This window comes from Streptomyces sp. UF-297 (genome assembly GCF_058245575.1).
In genome coordinates this window covers 19,049-38,024 of the sequence record NZ_JBSIBZ010000029.1, presented here as the reverse complement: position 1 = coordinate 38,024, position 18,976 = coordinate 19,049, and the positions used below count along the sequence as shown (strand labels likewise).

Annotated in this window: 21 protein-coding genes and 1 pseudogene; 13 read left to right on the top strand and 9 right to left on the bottom strand. The window is 68.2% G+C overall.

Translation table 11 applies throughout. From position 1 onward, the window contains the following. Positions 1-154: 154 nt before the first annotated feature. Positions 155-712 carry a CGNR zinc finger domain-containing protein gene (locus AC4IJH_RS18665; protein ID WP_490852880.1) on the bottom strand — a complete coding sequence of 186 codons (558 nt, stop codon included), beginning with the start codon at positions 710-712 and terminating at the stop codon, positions 155-157. Between the two features lie 119 nt (positions 713-831). On the opposite strand from AC4IJH_RS18665, the gene AC4IJH_RS18660 reads away from it, so the two are divergent. Both AC4IJH_RS18660 and AC4IJH_RS18655 read left to right on the top strand, forming a co-directional pair. Continuing rightward, a complete protein-coding gene (locus AC4IJH_RS18660; protein WP_490852879.1) occupies positions 832-1,773 on the top strand; it encodes an EamA family transporter in 942 nt (313 codons plus the stop codon). 132 nt (positions 1,774-1,905) lie between these two features. Next, complete coding sequence (locus tag AC4IJH_RS18655) at positions 1,906-2,247, top strand: DUF5713 family protein (protein WP_490852911.1); 342 nt, start codon at positions 1,906-1,908, stop codon at positions 2,245-2,247. A gap of 110 nt (positions 2,248-2,357) precedes the next feature. Here AC4IJH_RS18655 and AC4IJH_RS18650 read toward each other — a convergent pair whose 3' ends face one another. Together AC4IJH_RS18650 and AC4IJH_RS18645 are read right to left on the bottom strand one after the other, a co-directional pair. Further along, entirely contained in the window at positions 2,358-3,257 is a 900-nt protein-coding gene (locus AC4IJH_RS18650) for an aminoglycoside phosphotransferase family protein (protein ID WP_490852878.1), read from the bottom strand. A 463-nt stretch (positions 3,258-3,720) separates the two neighbouring features. Continuing rightward, positions 3,721-4,614, bottom strand: coding sequence for an alpha/beta fold hydrolase (locus AC4IJH_RS18645; RefSeq protein WP_490852877.1), 894 nt, complete (start codon positions 4,612-4,614; stop codon positions 3,721-3,723). Between the two features lie 322 nt (positions 4,615-4,936). On the opposite strand from AC4IJH_RS18645, the gene AC4IJH_RS18640 reads away from it, so the two are divergent. The 6 genes from AC4IJH_RS18640 (at position 4,937) to AC4IJH_RS18615 (ending at position 8,489) form a co-directional block, all read left to right on the top strand. Continuing rightward, positions 4,937-5,329 carry a hypothetical protein gene (locus tag AC4IJH_RS18640; protein ID WP_490852876.1) on the top strand — a complete coding sequence of 131 codons (393 nt, stop codon included), beginning with the start codon at positions 4,937-4,939 and terminating at the stop codon, positions 5,327-5,329. Between the two features lie 129 nt (positions 5,330-5,458). Further along, positions 5,459-6,334, top strand: coding sequence for a DUF4190 domain-containing protein (locus AC4IJH_RS18635; RefSeq protein ID WP_490852875.1), 876 nt, complete (start codon positions 5,459-5,461; stop codon positions 6,332-6,334). Positions 6,335-6,530: 196 nt separating this feature from the next. Further along, the gene (locus AC4IJH_RS18630; RefSeq protein ID WP_490852874.1) at positions 6,531-6,941 is read left to right on the top strand and encodes a RidA family protein; all 411 of its coding nucleotides are present in this window, start codon (positions 6,531-6,533) and stop codon (positions 6,939-6,941) included. A 149-nt stretch (positions 6,942-7,090) separates the two neighbouring features. Beyond that, entirely contained in the window at positions 7,091-7,648 is a 558-nt protein-coding gene (locus AC4IJH_RS18625) for a Rossmann-fold NAD(P)-binding domain-containing protein (protein ID WP_490852873.1), read from the top strand. A 128-nt stretch (positions 7,649-7,776) separates the two neighbouring features. Beyond that, positions 7,777-8,202 carry a GNAT family N-acetyltransferase gene (locus AC4IJH_RS18620; RefSeq protein ID WP_490852872.1) on the top strand — a complete coding sequence of 142 codons (426 nt, stop codon included), beginning with the start codon at positions 7,777-7,779 and terminating at the stop codon, positions 8,200-8,202. Beyond that, positions 8,199-8,489 (top strand): hypothetical protein, encoded by a 291-nt coding sequence (locus AC4IJH_RS18615; protein ID WP_490852871.1) that lies wholly within the window; start codon positions 8,199-8,201, stop codon positions 8,487-8,489. The genes AC4IJH_RS18620 and AC4IJH_RS18615 overlap by 4 nt, the downstream gene beginning before the upstream one ends. Positions 8,490-8,750: 261 nt before the next feature. Here the strand turns inward: AC4IJH_RS18615 and AC4IJH_RS18610 are convergent, their stop codons facing one another. Further along, a complete protein-coding gene (locus AC4IJH_RS18610; protein WP_490852870.1) occupies positions 8,751-9,146 on the bottom strand; it encodes a PPOX class F420-dependent oxidoreductase in 396 nt (131 codons plus the stop codon). Between the two features lie 360 nt (positions 9,147-9,506). On the opposite strand from AC4IJH_RS18610, the gene AC4IJH_RS18605 reads away from it, so the two are divergent. Both AC4IJH_RS18605 and AC4IJH_RS18600 read left to right on the top strand, forming a co-directional pair. Further along, positions 9,507-10,406, top strand: a complete 900-nt coding sequence (locus tag AC4IJH_RS18605) for a bifunctional helix-turn-helix transcriptional regulator/GNAT family N-acetyltransferase (protein WP_490852869.1) — start codon at positions 9,507-9,509, stop codon at positions 10,404-10,406. A 219-nt stretch (positions 10,407-10,625) separates the two neighbouring features. Beyond that, a complete protein-coding gene (locus AC4IJH_RS18600; RefSeq protein ID WP_490852868.1) occupies positions 10,626-11,468 on the top strand; it encodes a M24 family metallopeptidase in 843 nt (280 codons plus the stop codon). 54 nt (positions 11,469-11,522) lie between these two features. Here AC4IJH_RS18600 and AC4IJH_RS18595 read toward each other — a convergent pair whose 3' ends face one another. From AC4IJH_RS18595 to AC4IJH_RS18580, 4 genes are all read right to left on the bottom strand, one after another. Next, positions 11,523-12,422 carry a LysR substrate-binding domain-containing protein gene (locus AC4IJH_RS18595; RefSeq protein ID WP_490852867.1) on the bottom strand — a complete coding sequence of 300 codons (900 nt, stop codon included), beginning with the start codon at positions 12,420-12,422 and terminating at the stop codon, positions 11,523-11,525. Between the two features lie 121 nt (positions 12,423-12,543). Next, positions 12,544-13,056: a DUF6314 family protein gene (locus AC4IJH_RS18590; RefSeq protein WP_490852866.1), complete on the bottom strand. Its 513-nt coding sequence runs from the start codon at positions 13,054-13,056 to the stop codon at positions 12,544-12,546. A gap of 173 nt (positions 13,057-13,229) precedes the next feature. Then, positions 13,230-14,045 (bottom strand): SDR family NAD(P)-dependent oxidoreductase, encoded by an 816-nt coding sequence (locus AC4IJH_RS18585; RefSeq protein ID WP_490852865.1) that lies wholly within the window; start codon positions 14,043-14,045, stop codon positions 13,230-13,232. Between the two features lie 324 nt (positions 14,046-14,369). Continuing rightward, a complete protein-coding gene (locus tag AC4IJH_RS18580; protein ID WP_490852864.1) occupies positions 14,370-15,512 on the bottom strand; it encodes a DUF6183 family protein in 1,143 nt (380 codons plus the stop codon). A gap of 152 nt (positions 15,513-15,664) precedes the next feature. Here AC4IJH_RS18580 and AC4IJH_RS18575 point away from each other — a divergent pair, with 152 nt between their 5' ends. Then, positions 15,665-16,387, top strand: a complete 723-nt coding sequence (locus AC4IJH_RS18575; protein WP_490852863.1) for a DsbA family oxidoreductase — start codon at positions 15,665-15,667, stop codon at positions 16,385-16,387. A 137-nt stretch (positions 16,388-16,524) separates the two neighbouring features. On the opposite strand, the gene AC4IJH_RS18570 is transcribed toward AC4IJH_RS18575, so the two are convergent. Beyond that, complete coding sequence (locus tag AC4IJH_RS18570; protein ID WP_490852862.1) at positions 16,525-17,226, bottom strand: DUF4232 domain-containing protein; 702 nt, start codon at positions 17,224-17,226, stop codon at positions 16,525-16,527. Positions 17,227-17,433: 207 nt separating this feature from the next. On the opposite strand from AC4IJH_RS18570, the pseudogene AC4IJH_RS18565 reads away from it, so the two are divergent. Then, a pseudogene (locus AC4IJH_RS18565) lies at positions 17,434-17,616 on the top strand (helix-turn-helix domain-containing protein); the annotation flags it as partial. A 462-nt stretch (positions 17,617-18,078) separates the two neighbouring features. Beyond that, positions 18,079-18,966 carry a hypothetical protein gene (locus tag AC4IJH_RS18560; RefSeq protein ID WP_490852914.1) on the top strand — a complete coding sequence of 296 codons (888 nt, stop codon included), beginning with the start codon at positions 18,079-18,081 and terminating at the stop codon, positions 18,964-18,966. The last annotated feature ends 10 nt before the right edge of the window (positions 18,967-18,976 follow it).

Below are 18,976 nucleotides of genomic sequence, written 5' to 3'. Positions count from 1 at the left end.
GGTTGGTGGACGTCTTTCCTTGGACCACAGACGCGTGACTCCCGTGCGGTGCACCGAAGTTACCTCCAGAATCATACAGGGCCCGCGGCGTCGCGATGACCACGCAGGCCTCGTACGCACCGGCTGCACTCGCCACCGCCCATGCGCCGACCGGTCATCTCCGCTGCGCCTCCCGCCCTGCCAACGGCTCATCCTCGTCACGGCGTCGCCCGCGGTGCCGCGCCACGGCGTCATTGTTGGCGCAGCGCACCGAACAGTAGACGCGCCTGCCGTTGCGGGACGTGTCGACGAACGCCAGGCCGCAGCCGTGACGCGCACAGCGCCCCAGCCGGTCGGCTCCCGCGAAGCACACCATGTACGCGAGTCCGGCCGCGGTGACGGCCCGGATATGGGCGGCGGCGTCCGCATCCGCGGCGCTGTAGTGGAGATGCGGCCGGCCGTCGTGCAGTGAGATCTGGGGCGTACTGGAGGCGTCGGCGAGCAGCGCGTTGACCAACTGGCATCGCTCTTCGAGGCCTTGCGGCCCGAAGCACCCGGACAGGCGCCGGCTCCACCTCCAGATCTCGTCGGCCTGTGCGGTGGTGAGTACGCGGCGAACGATGCCGTGCGCGGCGAGTACCGGTTCGAGGCTCTGCGGCCCTGGTGGCTCGGTCAGGTTGACCAGGTCCGTGGCCAGCCGGGCGGCTTCCCCTCCGTAATGGTTGAAATGCATAAGGCGATTACAGCACCGTGTGGGGACGCCGAGTCCCTACGGGGCCTCCCGGCAGGCGTAATCGACCGCACGTCCTGTCACCGGAGAACGCTGAGAGGACCGGAAGGGACGGGAGAAACGTGAGGGTGCACAAGCCCAGCCGACTGCAAGGCGCCACCGCAGCACCGGCGTTGATGCTGGCTCAGATCGTCAGCCTCCAAGCGGGCTCGGCAGTGGCCAAAGACGCGTACGAGACCGTCGGCCCCACAGCACTGGCGGGTATGCGGCTGCTCTTCTCCGCCGCGATCCTCTGGTCGCTGGTCCGTCCTCGGCTGCGAGCGATCACCACCGGGCAATGGCGGGCGGCGATCGCCCTCGGCCTCATCATCGCGGCCATGAACCTGGCGTACTTCCAGGCCATCGGCCACCTGCCGATCGGCGTCGCCGCCACCTTGGAACTCCTCGGCCCACTCGCCTTGTCCATCGCCCTCTCCCGCCGACTGGAACACCTCGCAGTGGCGGCGGTGGCGCTCATCGGCGTGATCCTCCTGGCCGCCCCGGGCGCCTCACTTCCCGTCACCGGACTTGTGCTCGGCGGCGCGGCCGCACTGTGCCGGGCCGCCTATGTGCTGCTGAGCCGCCGCGTCGGCCACCTCTTCTCCGACTGGACGGGCCTGGCCCTGGCCCTGGCCTGCGGCGCCTGCCTGCTGACACCGATCGCCGCCGCCCAGAGCGGCGACGCGATAGCCGCCCACCCCACCGCCCTCGGCACCGGCCTCCTGGTCGCCGTACTGTCCTCCCTGATCCCGTACCTACTGGACATGACGGTCCTCAGGCGCATCGACACCCGCGCCTTCGGAGTCCTGCTCGCACTCAGCCCGGCCGTGGGCGCGCTCGTCGGCTACGTCCTCCTGCACGAGCAGTTGACGGCACGCCAGCTGTGCGCCTTGGCGCTGGTCGTTCTCGCGGGCGCGTGGTCGGTACGCCGCACGAACCGTACGGACGTACCTGCCGACAGCACCGACACACCCGCCGTCCGCAATGGAGTCGGACCCAAGCGCCGTACACGACACCTGAGTTGAAGTCCGTGCGCCAGAGCCATCGCCCCCGGCCGCAGCGCCATGCCCCACCCCCGCGGAACATCCCGCAACGAGATTGTCAGTGGCATGGTGCACGATCAGTGCATCGACGTTTCGAAGGAGATGGGGCCCGCGATGGCGATCACCAACCAGCAGGTGGCGCAGCACAAGTTCCTGCAGCAGCTGTACGCGGACGAGTACTTCCCGGACCACGTCCTGGACAAGGGCACAGCGATCCTGCTGAGACTGTGCGAGCGCATCGAAGCCGACCAGCCGTCGGACCTGGCCGCGCTGTACGCGCTCACCGAGGCGGCGACGGAGGAATTCAACCTGCTGGAGACCGAGTTCGAGGAGGAGGGGAGCGAGATCGAAACCGTCGCGCGCGAGGAGATAGCCGAGGACTTCTGGTTCGTGGCGTCGGCGTACGGCTTCACGGACGCGGACGTGGAAGAGCTGATCGCCGCTCGGGAGTGGTGACCAGCTGTCGGTGGGGCGGGACAGACGGCGGAACGGCGAGGTTCAGGAGCACCTGAGGTTCCGCGAGCTGGAATTCGACTGACCAGCCCGCGAACAGCTGCACGCGAACCTCAGCCCTCTCCCAACACCGCCCTAATCACATGCCGGGCATTGCGCGCCATCGCCGGGTTCGTGCTCCGGTAATACGGCAGCGCGATCAGGGCCTGCGAGAGCGTTCGCCCCCGGCCGCGGCTCCACGTCGCGTCGTCCACGCCGAGAGCCTCGCGGAAGACCTCTCTCGCATGGGCCGGCAGCAGATTCCATGCCGGGAACAGGTCGCAGGCCGGATCGCCCACCCCCATGCACCCGAAGTCGATCACCGCGGTCAGCCGGCCGACGTCCACCAGCACGTTGCCCGGCATCAGGTCACCGTGCAGCCATACCGGCGGCCCGCCCCAGCCCGGTGCCCGCAGCGCGTCCTCCCATACGGCGGTCACAGCATCGCAGTCGACGCCCTCCTGCGGGATGCCGCGCAGTTCCTCGATCGCCGCCCGGGTCGCCACGTCGAGCGAGGCGACCGGCCCGCCGCGGTAGGCCTCCGGCGCCCCCGGCAGGCTGACGCTCCGCATCGCCGCCACGAACTCGGCCAGATCCTTGGCCAGCAGTACGGGCTCGCTCAGCACGCCCGCCTCCGGATTCTCCCCTCCCAGCCACCGGTACACCGACCACGGCCACGGATACCCCTCCGCGGGCTCCCCGGCCCCGAGCACCTCAGGGACAGCCGTGGGCAGCAGGGCCGCGAGGCGCGGCAGCCACTCCCGCTCCATCGACACATCCTCGACCCCGCCCTTCATCAGCGGCAGCCGCACAACCATGCCGTCACCCAGCCGGTACATGGCATTGACCGTGCCACCGGACGGAAACTGCTCCACCGCCAGCCCCGCCCACTGCGGAAACTGCCCAGCAACCAGCCGCCGCACAAGATCTTCACCCATGGGATGCAACCCGCGCTGCATCTGTCCTGCACTCATAAGCCACCATCCGATCGCCGACCCTCGTCAGACGTCAAAGACTTTTCCGACTGGCAATGCACCGCACGTGCTGTAGCGGTGCGATGGGTAGTCCGGGAACTCGACGATCGGCGGACGGCTCGTACGATCGCGCCCGCACTGCTGGACGTCGGCTTCGACAACCGCCCGCCAAGAACATCCCCGGCGGCATGGGAACTGCCTGCGTCATCGGCTTTCGCGACCGTCTCAAGCGCTGCGTACAGACCATCACTGACCGCGGAATGCGGGCCTTCGCCCCGTGTGGCTTTGCCATGCCGCACACGTACGACGAGCATTCAGGGCAGGCCTGGACGCGGCGCCGCGACCTCTACCTTGTCCACGACACGGCGTCCCAGCTCTCAGTGCTGCGGCAGAAGATGATCGCCCAGGCCTGTCCCCATGGCCGATCTCGCCGGGCATGGGCGGCGGACGTCGCGGAAGCGTGTCAGTGCTCCGTAATGCGATCGCCGACGGCGTCGAGCAACCGCTCCAACTCGGCGACGATAACCTCGGGTTCGGTTATCGGAACCATGTGGTCGGCCTTGTGCGCGTAGACGTGCCTCCCGTGTGATGACTGCTGTGCCCGGTGTATGTGGGACGCATTCACGGACTCGCGCGCCTCTGCGCTCATTCCTGTGGTGGGGCGGGTGGCGGAGATGACCGTGAAAGGGATATCGCCGAGTGCGGGCGTACGGTCGCGCAAGGCACGCAAGTCGGCTTCGATGGAAGCTTGTTCGGCGCCCATGGTGTGCATAGCAGAGACAGTGAAGGCCTCGGCGCGCATATCGGAGGCCGCCTCGGGCGGCAGGGCGGCGGTCACTTTACGGAAGAGAAGGGGGAACACCCCGAGTCGCGCCAGCAGCACACTGATGCGGTAGCGGTTCTTCTCCAGCCTGCGGATGGACTGGTCGAAGAGCAGATCGCAGGCCTCGTCCGTTGGATCGACCAGTACGAGTCCCGCGATCCGCTCGGGCCGGGCCGCCGCGGCCAGACGTACGATCGGGCCGCCCCAGCTGTGGCCGACCAGGACGAAGGGGCCCGGCCCCAGGTGGTCGAGCAGATCGCCCAGGTCGTCGGCGAGCCGGGCGAGGCGGCGCGAGCCGGAGGGATCGGGAGCGCTGCGGCCGAGCCCGCTGCGGTCATAGACCACCGTCCGGGCCGCTCCCGCCACGGCCTGCTGGGCGAGCGCCCAATAGGAACGGGTCGACGCCAGCCCACCCTCGAAGACCACGGTCGCCGGTCCGCCCGCGGCAGGTCCCGCGTGCTCCATATAGAACAGCTCGCGTCCGTCTCGCGTCCGCGCGGTCCCGGGTATGCCCTGGCTGTGTGGTTGCTTCATCGTGACCGTCCTCGTCAGCGGGTTCGGCCCAGCAGGCCGACCGAAGGCGGACTTAGGTTAGCCTAAGTTCCCCGCGTGGTGTTCAAGATGCCGGTGCACCGCCCAATCTGAGAGTTGCCCCTCAAGTCCCCAGCGCAATACGGCGATCGCCAACCGCCACTCCTCGCGGCGACGCACACCACTCGTCCGCACGGGAACTCTGGACCGGCACCGGCACCGGTACCGGCATCAGACATCGGACCGGCCGCTGGCGCCCGGCAGGTGCTGCGGTCGGCGAAGGGCCGACTGCCCCACTCCAGCCCGCTCGTCATTGGGGCTGAGAGTGGACGTGGGCCTGTCCATTGCCCACGGCGAGGCAGCTGCGCTCCCCAAGGGCCCTTTCTCAATCAAGCCTGCCGTCTCCGCCGGCGCCCGCGACAGTGCCCAGTACGCGGAGCACCTGCACGACCTGGCCGTACGGCATATCACCGCGCTGCACGCAGCCGGGACGACCGCGATGGTGCAGCCGTACCTTGCCCGGATCGATGGGGGCGAGCGGGCTCTCGTCTTCTTGGGCGGGACGCTCAGCCATGCGGTCCGCAACGGGCCGGGCCTGGCCGATATGGAGATGGAACTCGTCGAACCGAAGTCGGGCAGGACGGAACGGGGGCCTCGGACGTGCGGCGCGCAGACCGAAATCCGGTGTGGGCCGGGTGAATTCACGCCGTCGGGATAGGGCGGGAGGCAGCCCTGCAGCCGGGCTCCTGCCATTCCGGAATGCCATCCGGGAATTAGGCAAAGTAATTGCAAAAACGGCCTGGTAATGTCATGGGTCTGCCCGAAAGGCCCGCCCAAAGGACTGTGCATGACCATACCCACCCCGCCCGACGGCCAGAAGGCTGTGGAGCAGCCGCCGGAAGCCCACAACCCATGGGCTCCGCCGTCACCGGAATCGGCCGCTGCCCACGTCGCGCCGCCGTTCCCGCTGCCGGTGGCACAGGCCCGCAATGGCATGGGAATCGCTGCCCTGGTGCTCGGCATCATCAGCGTCGTCCTCGGCCTGTTCGTCATCCTGTTCTGGGTGACATGGCTTCCGGCCCTGCTGGCCGTGGTCTTCGGTCTCATCGGCATGAGCTATGCGCGCAAGGATCTGGTGACGAGCAAGGCCATGGCGCTGACCGGCGTGATCCTTGGCGTGGCCGGCCTGGTGATCGCGGTCGGCGGGGGAGTGCTCACTGTCACGGCGGTGAAGACGGCCGTCGATGACGCCCGTGCCAAGGTCGAGGAAGAGAAGGCGGCGGAAGCGTCGGCGTCCGCCTCGGCCTCCGCCGCCGAAAAGGCCCGGCATCTGTCGTTCGGCCAGACGTACACCTTCGAGAACGGCCTGAAGGTCACGGTCGCCAAGCCGAAGCCCTTTATCCCGGACGACTTCGTCCTGGGCCATGAGAAGGGAAACAAGGCCGTTCAGATCACGGTGACCGTGGTCAACACCGGCAACCAGCGGATCCCGGTCGAGACCGGCCTGCCGGATGTCAATGACGCCGACGGGGCCTCCGCGGAGCTGGTGATCGACGGAAGCGGGCGGCAGAAGGTCATCACCGGCTACGTCCTCCCGGGAAAGCAAGCTGTCGGAAAGTACGCGTTCTCGCTTCCGCCCGACGCGGCGGACAAGATCGAGGTTGAGTTCAGCCCCGACGCGAAGAAGTGGAAGGACGCTTACTGGAGCGGCCCCACCAATTGACGAGAGGCTGGACGATCGGTGGGGCGAGCGGCGCGTGAGTCGGCCGCCCTGCCCATGCAGGCTGAGGCGATCAGCCCGTCGGCCGCGCAGGTGATCCGGCGCGAGGCGAAAACAGGAGGCGGGAGCCAGCACGTCCCTGTCAGGATGGCTGCGCTTCCGCCCGACTTCCGTCCGATGTGAAAGGACCCGAACGACCATGGCCCGTGCCATCACATTGATTCGTTCCGCTTCCCTGTCCGACGTCGCCGAGTACGCCTACGCAGCCACGGCACCGGCCGATGCACGCCTTATATTCCTCGCCGGATCGTGCCCACTGAACGAGGACGGCTCCACGGCAGCGGTCGGTGACTACGCGGGCCAGGCAGCGAAAGCCGTCGAGAATATGAAGCTCGCTCTCACCGCCTCCGGGGCCTCATTGCAGGATGTCATCAGCACGAGGGTTCTCGTCGCGTCCACCCGGCGGGAGGATCTGGTAACTGCTTGGGAAGTAGTCCGGGACGCGTTCGGCGACCACGATGTCCCCAGCACTTTGATGGGCGTCACCGTGCTCGGCTACGACGACCAACTCGTCGAGATCGAAGCCGTCGCCGCCGTCCTTGATTCCTGAGACCTGTTGCGGGATGCGTCCCCTGGCGGGTGAGACCGTCGCCCGCCGCAAGGCCAGCAGACTCCCAACACATTAAACGGAGAGCCCCTCCGCTATGGTGGTCGACGTACTCGTGAAGGCTTCGTCGACCGTGCCACCAAGGGGGACGGATGATTCTCGTGACGGGCGCGACCGGCAGCATCGGGCACCATCTCGTGCGCGCGCACTGGGAAATCGAGCGCCACCTCAAGTCGTCCGGCCTGGAGTGGGCGCTGCTGCAGCCGACCGGATACATGCAGAACTTCTTCACGGGAGAGGGTGGCTTCACCCATACAAGCGCCTTGGCGGGCCCGTACGGAACGGGCAAGGTGGCGTACATCGACGCTTACGACGTCGCAGCCTGCGCCGCCACCCTGCTGACGGGCTCGCAAGGTGCTGGCAAAACCTATCCACTCACCGGCCCCGAAGCGCTCACGCATGACGAGATCGCCGCCAAGCTCGCCGTCCCTTTCCGTGATCTGCCGCCCCATGAGGCCGTTGCGGAACTGCGGTCGCAGGGGCTGCCCGGCTGGTTCGTCGATGACCTTCTATGGCTCTATGCGGATATGGCGTCCGGGGCGATGTTCGAAGTGACGTCGGCTGTACGGGATTTGACCGGGCGTGCGCCGCGTACCTTCGATGAATTCCTGGCAGCGGAGGGAGAGGCGCAGTGCCTCCAGGGCGAGTGAGCACGGACGAGCTGCTGGCTACCGCCGCCTACGCCGTGCCGCCCGAACGGCATGGCACCGCGCGAGAAGCCATCCCCCGCCTGAAGTTCCGGGCGAGCCGCGCCACGCATCCCGCTAGTATGTAACACATGCAATCCATGAACGACCCTTACGAGTTGCGCGCGGGTGTGCCGTCCGTTGAAGTTTTCCGTCGTCTGCGGACCGACGCCGGCCTCTCCGACAAGACTCCTGAGGCGGTGGCGATTGCTCTGCCGAACACGTGGTACGGCGTGGTGCTCCACCACGAGGGTGAGCCCATCGGCATGGGGCGGATCATCGGTGACGGCGGAACCGCGTTCCAGATCGTCGACATCTGTGTGCACCCCGCACATCAGGGGCGAGGTCTCGGCAAGCGCATCATGGCCGCGCTCACCGAGGAGTTGGAGCGCCGGGCGCCTGCGACCGCGTACGTCTCGCTGATTGCGGACGGCCCCGCGCGTTTTCTCTACGAGAAGTTCGGCTTTGCGGACACCGCCACGCACGACTCGATCGGCATGTATCGCTTCATGCCGTGACCTTCCCGGACCACCTTCAGGCTCTGGCAACGCAAGCGATCTCGTCCATCACCGACTCCACAACGGATGACATCTACGCCATCTCATTCTTCATCGAGAACGAGCACGACGATCCGCGTCAGCCGACTCTGACGATCGACTACAACACGGAAACTCAGGTTCAACGGAGCATCCAGGACGCGTCCGACCGAGCGGAAGCCCGCTGGAACTACGCCTTCCGGACCCAGAATCAACTGACTGTGGTCGGCGACCTCATCAGAGGTCCATCGGCAAGCCCGCGCCAGTGATCGTCCACGAGCTGGCGTACTACGACGGGATCGCCCGTAGGACCGAACTGGCCAACCCTCCGGTCCTTGCCGATGAATTCATTGCCTGGGTCCGCGATTCCTGAGGCGTGCAGCTCGACATGTCTACGCCTGCGTACGGTCCACTCGGCGTGCGGTCGAGCGAATTACGGACGCATACGGCAGCGGGCGGCACTGAGCCGAGACCACCCCGACGCGGACGGTCGCCCCGGCGCTCGGCACGGGGCAACCAGGCGGCAGGTCTTAGATGTTGAAGCCGGTGACCTTCTGCGGTGTGACCCGGACGATCAGCCGGAGCACATCGTCCGACTCTGCCGGCGGGTTCTGGCCGCGGTACTTGTGGGAGAGCGTGTGGGGCAGTGACTTCTCAGGGTCTTCGATCAGCTCGACGGTTCCGCGGATGTCCACGGACCGGTACGGGTTTTCGATGTCGAAGACCGTGAGGCTGACCCGTGGGTCCCGGGCCAGATTCTTGGCCTTCAGGCGCCCTGCTGTGGTGGAGAAGAGCACCGCATCTCCATCTCTTGCGATCCAGACCAGCGACGTCTGCGGCCCGCCGTCCTTGTTCAGCGTCGCGACGGTGGCGAAGTTCCGCCCGTCCAGCAGATTGCGCGTCTCCTCGTTGAAAGTTACCGACACAGTCTCATCTCTCCATTCAGCGCCTTGAGTTCACTGCCTTTGTGTAACAGGGGAGAGGGCTGAATCCTTCCCGTCGCGGGGAGAGAAGCTGTTGCTCGCGGATGATGAAGGGCGAACTGGATAGCGACCTGCGCCCCCATGTCGCCTGTCGCCGCTGACATAGCCGAGTTGTCGCCCCCATGCCGAACTGGCCGTCCAGCCAGGCGCCGGCCATTCCCCCTGGCTTGATGGCCCCGCCCACTTCGCACGCACCGTGGCGCGCTTCTCGCCCGAGGATGTGTCCAACAGGTCAGGCAGCCCGTAGCCCTGGAGTGGCGGTGTCGTCTGGCTCGGACGGCATTCTCTGACTAGAGTCAGAGAATGGATGCGGAGCAGATCGAGCAGGTGCGGCGGTTCAACCGCACGGTCACTGAGCGCGTGGGTGTGCTTCACGACCGCTATCTGGGCCGCGACCGGCCCATCGGCGAAGCCCGGCTGCTCTGGGAGATCGGTGAGCGGGGGCAGGACGTACGGCGACTGCGTGAACGGCTCGGGCTCGACTCCGGGTACGTGAGCCGTCTGCTGCGTGCCCTGGAGGCCGACGGGCTGGTGACGGTGGAGCCGCAGCCCCGGGATCGGCGGGTGCGTACCGTACGGCTCACCGACGCGGGCCGTACGGAGCGTGCCCTGCTGGACGACCGCAGCGACGAGCTGGCCGGCTCGCTGCTGGACCCGCTCAACTCCGACCAGCGCGCCCGCCTGGTCGCCGCCATGGCCGAGGTCGACCGGCTGCTGACGGCTGCGACGGTCGCCTTGGACGTCGTCGACCCGGACCACCCCGACGCCTTGCTCTGTTTGCGGTCGTACTTTGCCGAACTTCAGGAACGCTTCGACACGGGCTTCGATCCGGCGCGCAGCCTGCTGCCCGACGCGGGCGAACTGAGGCCGCCGCGCGGCCTGTTCCTGGTCGCCCGGATGCACGGCGAGCCCGTCGGCTGCGCCGGCCTGAAGCTGCCGGCCGACGCCCCGGCCGAGATCAAACGCATGTGGGTCGCGCCCCGCACCCGGGGGCTTGGCCTCGGCCGCCGCTTCCTGGCCGAGCTGGAGGCGCGAGCCGTCCGGCACGGCTGCGACGTGCTGCGCTTGGACACCAACAAGGCGCTCAGCCCCGCGATCGGCTTGTACCACTCCTGCGGCTTCCAGGAGGTCCCGGCCTTCAACGACGAGCCGTACGCCCACCACTGGTTCGAGAAGCGGATCGCCGCCCCGCTGCCGGAGTGAGGATTCCGAAGGGCTGCGCTGGCTCCCTGGCTCATGGCCGAGGGCGGGCCCCTGCCGAGGGCGCCCGTCAAACGCGATGCACATCCGCGTCAAATAATGATCGTTGGTCAATTGCCGCAGTGAATCGAATACTTGCTGTCACAGGCCGACGAGGTCTGGTGCCGCCGGGTAGGCCGTACGTGCCGAACGCCGGCCGATTACCAGCCGACAGGAGTTCACATGAGTCAGGACATCGACTACCACTCGATCTCGATAAAGACCCCTGAGCAGATCGCCATGCTGCGTGCCGCCGGAAGTATCGCCGCTCAGGTCCTGCAGGATCTCTCGCCGTTCGTGCAGCCCGGAGTGACCTCGAAGAGGATCAATGATGTCGCGTATGACCTCATCGTCAACAAGTACGGTGCGGAGATCGACCGTGAAGATCTTTCGGGCTACGACTCCAGTGAGTACGCGAGTATCTCGATCGCCCATAACGAGATTGCCTTCAGTGGTGAACCCAGCGAAATTCCGCTGAAGAAGGGCGATCTGTTTGGAGTGGACGTCAGCCTCAAGAAGGACGGCTGGTGCGGTGATACCCAGCGTATGTGGATCGTGGGCGAGGACACCTCGGCCGAGGCCCGGCTGCTGTCCACCGTCGGCTACCAGGCCATGTGCCTGGGAATTGGCCTGGTCCGCCCGGGTGTCGAACTCCAGTCGATCGCCGAACAGGTTGAGGCGTATGTGGAGTCCTACGGATTCTCGATGCTGCGGGTGGCCAGCGCCACCGGGCACTCGATCGGACAGGTGCACGCCGACGGTTGGCTGATCCCGTACTACAAGGACGAGCGCAACGAGGGCCGAGTCCTGGAAAAGGGCATGGTCATCACCGTGGAGCCGTTCATCTGTGCCGGGTCCGGGGAGGGCATCCGGCTGTCCAATCCGACGCGCTCGGCCGTCACCGCGGACAAGTCGCCGGCGGCCTACTGGGAGCATGTGGTCGCGGTGACCGAGACCGGCTGCGAGGTGCTCGACCTGCGCGAAGGGGAGGACGTGACGTTCTACGATCACCGCGTTCGGGCCTGAGAGCGGTGCTCCCCGCATTGCCTGCGGCGGGAGCGGGAAAGGCGTGCTCAGGCCTTAGGCCTCACTGGCCGCCGTCGTGTCCAGACGGTCCTGAAGCCACTGGTAGAAAGAGGCAATGGCGGCTTCACGGCGGTGGCCCTCCTGCCAGCTGATGAAGTAATCGAGATAGGCGGGGATATCGGTTGCGCCGATCTGTACCAGGGCGCCGTCGCGTATGTAGGGAGCGGCCATCTGCCTGCGCACCATGGCCGCTCCCTGCCCGGCCAATGCGGCGGTGAGCAGGGCACCCGCGTCGGTGAAAATGACCCCGTGCGGTGGTTCGTCCGCATTCACCTCCGCGGACTCGAAGAACTCTTTCCATGAACGCAGGCCGAAGCGCAGCAGGGGCACTCGCGGGAGATCCTCGGTCGTCAGCTCCGGATAGCGGGCTTTGAATGAGGGACTGCAGACGGCAATGACGCGATCCTGCGGCAGGCGGAGCGAGCGAAAGCCGTGGGCATCGATACGCCGGTGCCAGATACCCAGGTCGACGGAGCGCGGATCGGGCGGATCGACTGCCGTATGGATCGTCAGCGACAGACCTATGTGCGGATGGGCCCGGCTGAAATCGTCGAGATGGCGTATCAGCCATACCTGCGCGAAGTCGGCCATCACGCTCAGCTGCAAAGGCGGCATCTCCGCTGCATCATCAGCGGCGGCTTCGCGCAGGGCATCGCCGATATCGCCGAGGCTTTGCCGCAGCCGCAAGGCCAGGCGCTCGCAGGCAGCGGTCGGCAGCATCTGCGGGCCGGAACGAACGAATAGGGCCGCCCCCAAGTGCTTCTCCAGCAGCCGGATTTGATGGCTTACCGCGCTGTGCGTCACATACAGTTCCTCTGCCGCCAGGGTGTAACTGCGGCGGCGCGCTGCGGCCTCGACGGCACGCAGAGCAGCGAGGCTGATACGGGTCTCCATGACAGTGGTACGTACTCCTTGCTCGTCATCCTCACGCAGCCCTTCGCCGGCGCAACCGTCCAGATGCGCTTCGCCAGCGTCCGTACCGTCACCCGGCCGGGGCCGGGCCGGTCACGGCGTCCTACCCGACGCGGCGGTAGACCGAGCGCAGCAGCTGTTCCTTGGCCGGGCCGGTGACGTGCCAGCGCAGGTGCCACTCATCGGCCGAGACGACGGTGAACTCGCCCTCGTACCGGTCGGCGGCGCAGGGGTGGCGGGCAGTCCAGTGGCCGGAGCGCAGATCCAGGTCATGGAAGGGCCTGCCGTCGGCGAAGGCGACCTGCGCCGTGCCGTCCGGGCGGGGGAGAAGACGCAGCGTACGCGAGGCGGGGCCGGTGAAGCCGTTCCACCGCAGCTCGCCCTCCTCGATGTGGAGAAGATGCGCGGAGCCTTCGTCGCCGTCCCCAGAAGGGCGCCGGAATTCCGCCGTACCGCGAAAGGTCCCCGTCGCCCCGGCGCGGACATCGACCAGTTCCCGCTCCACCGACCACCGCCCGGTCAGGTAGGCAGCCGCGTCGGGAACCGTGTACGTGCGGCATCCTCCGGCAAGCGGTGCTGGAGCGGGGGCCTGGTTGCGGGCGGAGGAGGGGACCATCTCTCCATTGTGAGGCCTGACCGGCGCTCTTGTGAGGCCTGCCCGGCGCTCCGCCCGGATAGGGGGTGGGTGGACCTCGGGCCAGAGCTCGGCCCGTACGGCCAGGTCGCAGGCGAGCCAGCCGCCCAAGGAGCCCCGACCCCATGGCCGCGTCGCCCCCGAGCCCCGCCCCCTTACAGCGCGTGCCCGCCCGCTACTTGGAGGACCTGGCCGGTGATCCAGCGCGCCTGTGCCGAGGCGAGAAAGACCGCGGCATCGGCGATGTCCTGCGGCTCGCCGACCCGGCGCAGGGGGATCGTGGGCCGTACCTCCTCGATCAGCTCCTGGGATATCCAGCCGGTCTGCACCGGCCCCGGCGCGATGGCGTTGACGCGTACGCCAAGGGGGCCCAGCTCGATCGCGGCGGCACGGGTGTACGCCTCCAGTGCCGCCTTGGACGTCCCGTAGGCGATCTGGCCGGGGAACGCCCGGGCCGCGTCCGTCGAGATATTGATGACGCACGCGGGGTCGGCCGGGCGCTTCCTGCGGACGAGTTCACCGGCGAGCAGGGCCGGCGCGTAGACGTTGACGCGGTAGGTGCGGTGCAGCCCGTCGGCGGTCACCGAGCGGGCGCTGTCCGGGTGTTCACAGTGTGCGGCGTTGTTCACCAGGACATCGATGGAGCCGAAGCGCGCCTCGACGGCGTCGAAGAGCTGCCGCGCCGCCGCGTCGGCCTGCTCCGGTCGGCTGCCGCCGAGGTCGGCAGGAACGGCCAGAGCGTCTGGAGCGCCACGTTCCTTGAGGTGGCGGAGGGTTTGCTGGGCGAGCGCAGGGTCGTCGGCCACGGTGTGCTCGTACGAGATGCCGTGCGGCGGCTGATCACCGCCGGTGAAGTAGTGGATCGCCGTACGCGCGCCCTGCGCCGCGAAGGCGTCGGCGATCGCCGCCCCGATCCCGTGGTGGGCGCCGGTGACGAGAACGGCTTTTCCGGCCAGTCCTGTTTCGATCATCGTTCCAGCGTGGCAGCGCCGTGCGGAACGGGACAACGGGATTAGCGCCCCCCCGGCTGTCCCCGAAAGTGCCGACGAGGCCGGCTGCTCCGGCGGCGGGAACGGCGAAGGCCCCCGCCTCGTAAGAGCGCGGGGGCCTTGCTCGCTATGGAGCGCCCGGCAGGCCTTGCAGCTGCATTTCCCACCGGTTGGTGGACGTCTTTCCTTGGACCACAGACGCGTGACTCCCGTGCGCCGCACCGGAGTTGCGTAAACGATCATACAGGGTCCGCGGGGCCCGCTCGACCATGTCGCAGGGCGGGCGACCGCTGCGCGCGGCGGCGATCAGTCCGTATCCGTGGCGGCCAGTACGGCGAGCCGCCGCCGTCCTGGCGCGACAGCGGCCAACCCGATGTCCCAGGCCACCTGCTGGAACCACCGTGTAGCGGCTTCGAAGCCGTACCAGGCACACTCGCGGGCCTGCCGTTCCACCTCCTCGGGCGAGGCGCCCTCGGCGGCGCCCGAGAGCGCGGCGAGCGAACGCCAGGCGGCCAGCCGCCCGTAGGCGCCGTACAGGCCCAGGTTGTACGCCCCGCCGGCCGACGCCGCGGCGAAGAGGATGCGCCACACCCGGCTTGCCGAGCAGGAGGCGAGCGAGAACCGTTTGCGCGGGCCCAGCTCCTGCAGGCACTCCAGCCCCAGTGACACCAGCGTGTCCGGGACGCTGTCGCCGTCGAGCGGTTCGGCGAGGTCGTACGTCCTGGCTTCGGCCTGTCCGTTGGACTCCTCGACCCAGTTGGCCACGGCGGCTGCGATCGCCGCCGCTGCCGCCTCGGTGGTCGTCTCGGTCGCCGGTGGAGTACGCGTGACACGGCCGAGCGGCGCTCCGGGCCCTTTGTCCGGCCCGTACGGAATCGACTGGCTCTCGCCGCGAAGCGAGTAACTCGGCAGCGCGGGTGCCTCCTCCAGGGCGGACAGCGACAGCGGCAGTCGGCCCAGCGGATGGTGGCGCCAATGCGGTGACCGCGCCCATGCCGCGATCCCCGGCACGTCGCAGACCGCAACGTGCCTGAGCACCAGCTCGTGGACCAGGCACGCGCGGAGTTCTTCGCAGGCACCCGCGTGCGAACCGCCACCGGCAAAGACAGTCACGAGGTCGTCGGGAGTCTGCCCGGCGGCGAGCAAGGACGCCGCGTATCGAGCCTGCTTCCGGTCGGCACGTGCGGCAACGGCCACCAGACGAAGGGCCTGCCGGGTGTGCTGCCCGCCGGGGGTAAGCGCCAGGAGCCGCAACAGGTGGTCGAAAGCGCCGCGGTACTGAGGGAGTTGGGCGGTCTCGGCACCGTACGCCTTCGTCAGGGCGATTCCGAGATCGGCCACGAAGGCGGCGTCGCCCTCGGCGAGGCTGCGCTCAGCCGTCTCCCAGACCTCCGTCAGGTCCACCATGCGGGGCAGCCGCCGCACGATCTGTTGTATCCGGTCGCTCACCCCGCGAGCCTACGGGCAGGGCGTGCGGCCGTTTCCCGGGCGTCGTGCCTCGCCTGAGGTGAGTCGTACCTCACCCGAGGTGAACTGACGGATTAGGGGCCGGGTTGAGCCCGTCGACCGCACAGCCTTCCCGTCTGTGCGACCGTCGAGCCATGAGTACGGTGCCGAAGAACAGCCGGGCAGAGCTGGTCAACCAGGACCCGCACACCGTCACTGTGTGGTCGGACATCGGCTGCCCCTGGGCAGCGCTGGCCCTGCACACGCTGCGCGCGGAGATCGGTCGTACGGGGAGCCGGCTGCTGATCGACCACCGGGCCTTCCCCCTGGAGCTGTTCAATCGCAGCTCCACGCCGAAGGACATCGTCGACACCGAGGTCGCCGCCCTTGGGGCGATCGCTCCTCAGCTCGGCTGGGAGCCGTGGCGGGGAAGGGAATTCACTTATCCGGTCACCACGCTGCTGGCTTTGGAGGCCATTCAGGCAGCAAAGGCCCCGGAGGTCGGCGGGCTGCCGGCCAGCGAAGAACTCGACCGGGTGCTGCGGGACGCGTTCTTCCGCGAGGACTACTGCATCAGCATTCACCACCACATTCTGGCGCTCGCCGAAGAATGCCCGTCGGTGAAGGTGGCGGCACTGGCCGACCGTCTGGAGTCGGGAGCGGCGCGTAAAACGGTATTCGAGCAGTGGCGTATCGCTTCGGGCGATGCCGTACAGGGCAGTCCACACCTGTTCACCGCTGGTGGTTATGACGTGCACAATCCCGGTACGCGGTATCACACGATCGGTGAGATGGAGCGAGGATTTCTCCGGGTGGAATCACTCACGTATTCCTGGGCGGAAGAGCTCGTCGAGGGCCTTGAGCGGGGTTCCGCATAGGAAGGGCAGGCGCCGGGACCCACACCGGGGCCGTTCTCGACGCCTGCGCCATGAAGTCCTTCATCTGCGCCGGGTCACGACAGCGCTGTGTCGCGTTACGACAGCGCTGTGTCGCATTGCGACCGTGCCGTGCCGCGTTACGACAGCGCGTCCGCAGCCGTGGTCAGCCAGTACGTCACCCGCAGCGAGCTGTCGATGTACACGCCCTTGGCCGGGAGGGCGGCCTTGGCCATCTTGTCGCTGCCCTCGAAGCCGACCTCCAGGGTCCGGGCCGTGTAGCCCTCGCCGGCGCTGCCGTCACCCGCGGACAGGATCACACCGGCGTAACCCTTCTCGCCCGGCGCGATGGAGGTGACCGCCTGCGGCTTGCTCTCCTCCATGACCGGCGGTACGGACTGGGCGCCCTCGAACTTGACGATCGGATAGCCCGGCAGATCACACATCTTGCTGCCGGTGTTGGTGACCGTGATCAGCATGTGGTTGAGCGGGCGGGACACCGGGACGGCGGTGACCTTGGTGTTGGCGGCCGTGCAGCGCACGCGGTTCGCCGGAGCGTTCGGGTCGGAGCTCGCAGCGGAGGAGCCGCCCTTGGAACGGCTGCCGCTGCCCTTGGAGGCGTTCGCGTCCTGGTTGCCGCCCTTGCCGTCGGAGGCGGAACCGGTCGACGGGGAGGGCTTCTGCGCAGGGGCGTCCTTCGACACCGTCTGTGTGGCCGGAGTGGCGGCACCCTCCGAGCGCACGCCCTCCTCGCTGCTGCACGCCGTCAGCGTCAGTGCGGTGAGCGCGAAGGTGGCGGCGGCGAACAGAGGGGCGCGAGGGCGGCGGATGGAGACGGGCATGCCTGATCTCATTCCTTGCGGAGGGGTGTGACAGAGCACCGCTCGACCGGTTCCGGGAGCGGCGTGCTTGGATGACTTCAGCTTGTGCGACGTACCGCATGCCAGGCCAGCGAGATCGGCCAATTCGGGACGCTGGAACGTTCGTACCGGCTCTGACCTGGGGGGATGATGATTCCCTGGAACGCGGACATGGGATGAGGGAACGGCGTGGGGGCGGGTGGCCTGGCCGAGTTGCTGCGGTCTTTGAAGGAACGGTCGGGGCTGAGTTACGGGGTGCTGGCCAAGAGGCTGCACGTCAGCACCTCGACGCTGCACCGGTACTGCAACGGCTCCGCCGTACCGACGGAGTTCGCTCCGGTGGAGCGGCTGGCTCGCCTGTGCAAGGCGACACCGGAGGAGTTGGTGGAGGTCCACCGACAGTGGATCATCGCCGACGCGGCGCGTGGCCGTAAGGCGGCGGGCGGCGGCAACTCCGCGGTGGGGGGCGCGTCGGCCGGCTCCGGTGAACCGGAGCCTTCGGTTCCTCCGACGTCTTCGGTTCCTCCGGCCTCTTCGGCTCCTCCGACGTCTTTGGCTCCTTCGGCCTCTTCGGCTCCTCCGACGTCTTTGGCTCCTTCGGACCCTTCCACTCCGTCAGAAGACAGCGCGGCCCCGCCTGTACGGGGCCCGGAGCCGCGGACCGCGCCTGCTCGTACCGACTCGGCGTCAGATGCCAGCGAGCAGCCGTCCCCCGCCCGTCCCGACTCCGCGCCGCCCACGAGCGAGCAGCCCTCCGCCGCCCTCCCGGACGAACGCCGACAGCCGGCGCGCCGCCCCCGCAAGGCGCTGCTGGCCGCCATAGCCGTCGTCTGCGTGGCAGGGTCCGCCGCACTCGCCGTCGGCCTCACCGCCGGTGACGCCGACGGCGACGGGACGAAGCGGCCCCCGCAGGCCGCCTCTCCTCGGGCCCCGGAGGCCGCCGCGCCCGGGAAGTCCCGTACGGACAGCCCCTCCGGCACGCCGTCCGCCACCCGGCAGGAGGGAAAGAACAGCGCTTCCCCCGAGCCCACCGCACCCGATGGCACCGGCTCCACCCCCTCCGACCAGCGGGTCGGCGACGACAACAAGAAGGGCGCCGATGACGGCAAGGGTGACGAGAGCGGCGCGCCCCTCCGCGTCAGCGCCCGCCCTTACGCCTTCGAAGGTCCCTGCACCCAGCACTACCTGATCGACCGGCCGCCGGGGAAGGTGTCGCCGCCCCCTTCGGAACAGGACGCTCCCGGCTGGGTGTCCACCTTCGGCGGGGTCGCCGCCGACGAGCAGTTCATCGAGGTCACCCTCCAGGGCACCGGCAAGGACACCGTCGTACTGGAAGGCCTGCACGTACGGGTGGAGGGCGTCAGAGCGCCGCTCGCCTGGAACAACTACGCCATGGGCGTGGGCTGCGGCGGCGAGGTGAACACGCGGTCCTTCGGCGTCGACCTCGACTCCGCGCGGCCCGTCGTCACGCCGCGCGCCGGGCAGCGCGACTTCCCGTACAAGGTGAGCGAGAGCGACCCCGAGGTCTTCTACATCAAGGCCAACGCCAAGCAGCACGACGTGAAGTGGCATCTGGAACTGCGGTGGTCCAGCGGCGGCCGCAGCGGAATCCTGCGGATCGACGACCAGGACAAGCCATTCCGTACCAGCGGCGCCGAGGGCAGGCCCGCCTACCAGCGGCCACCGAGCGCGCCGCGCTGGGACCCGGTCCCGGAGGACTGACCCCGCTCGG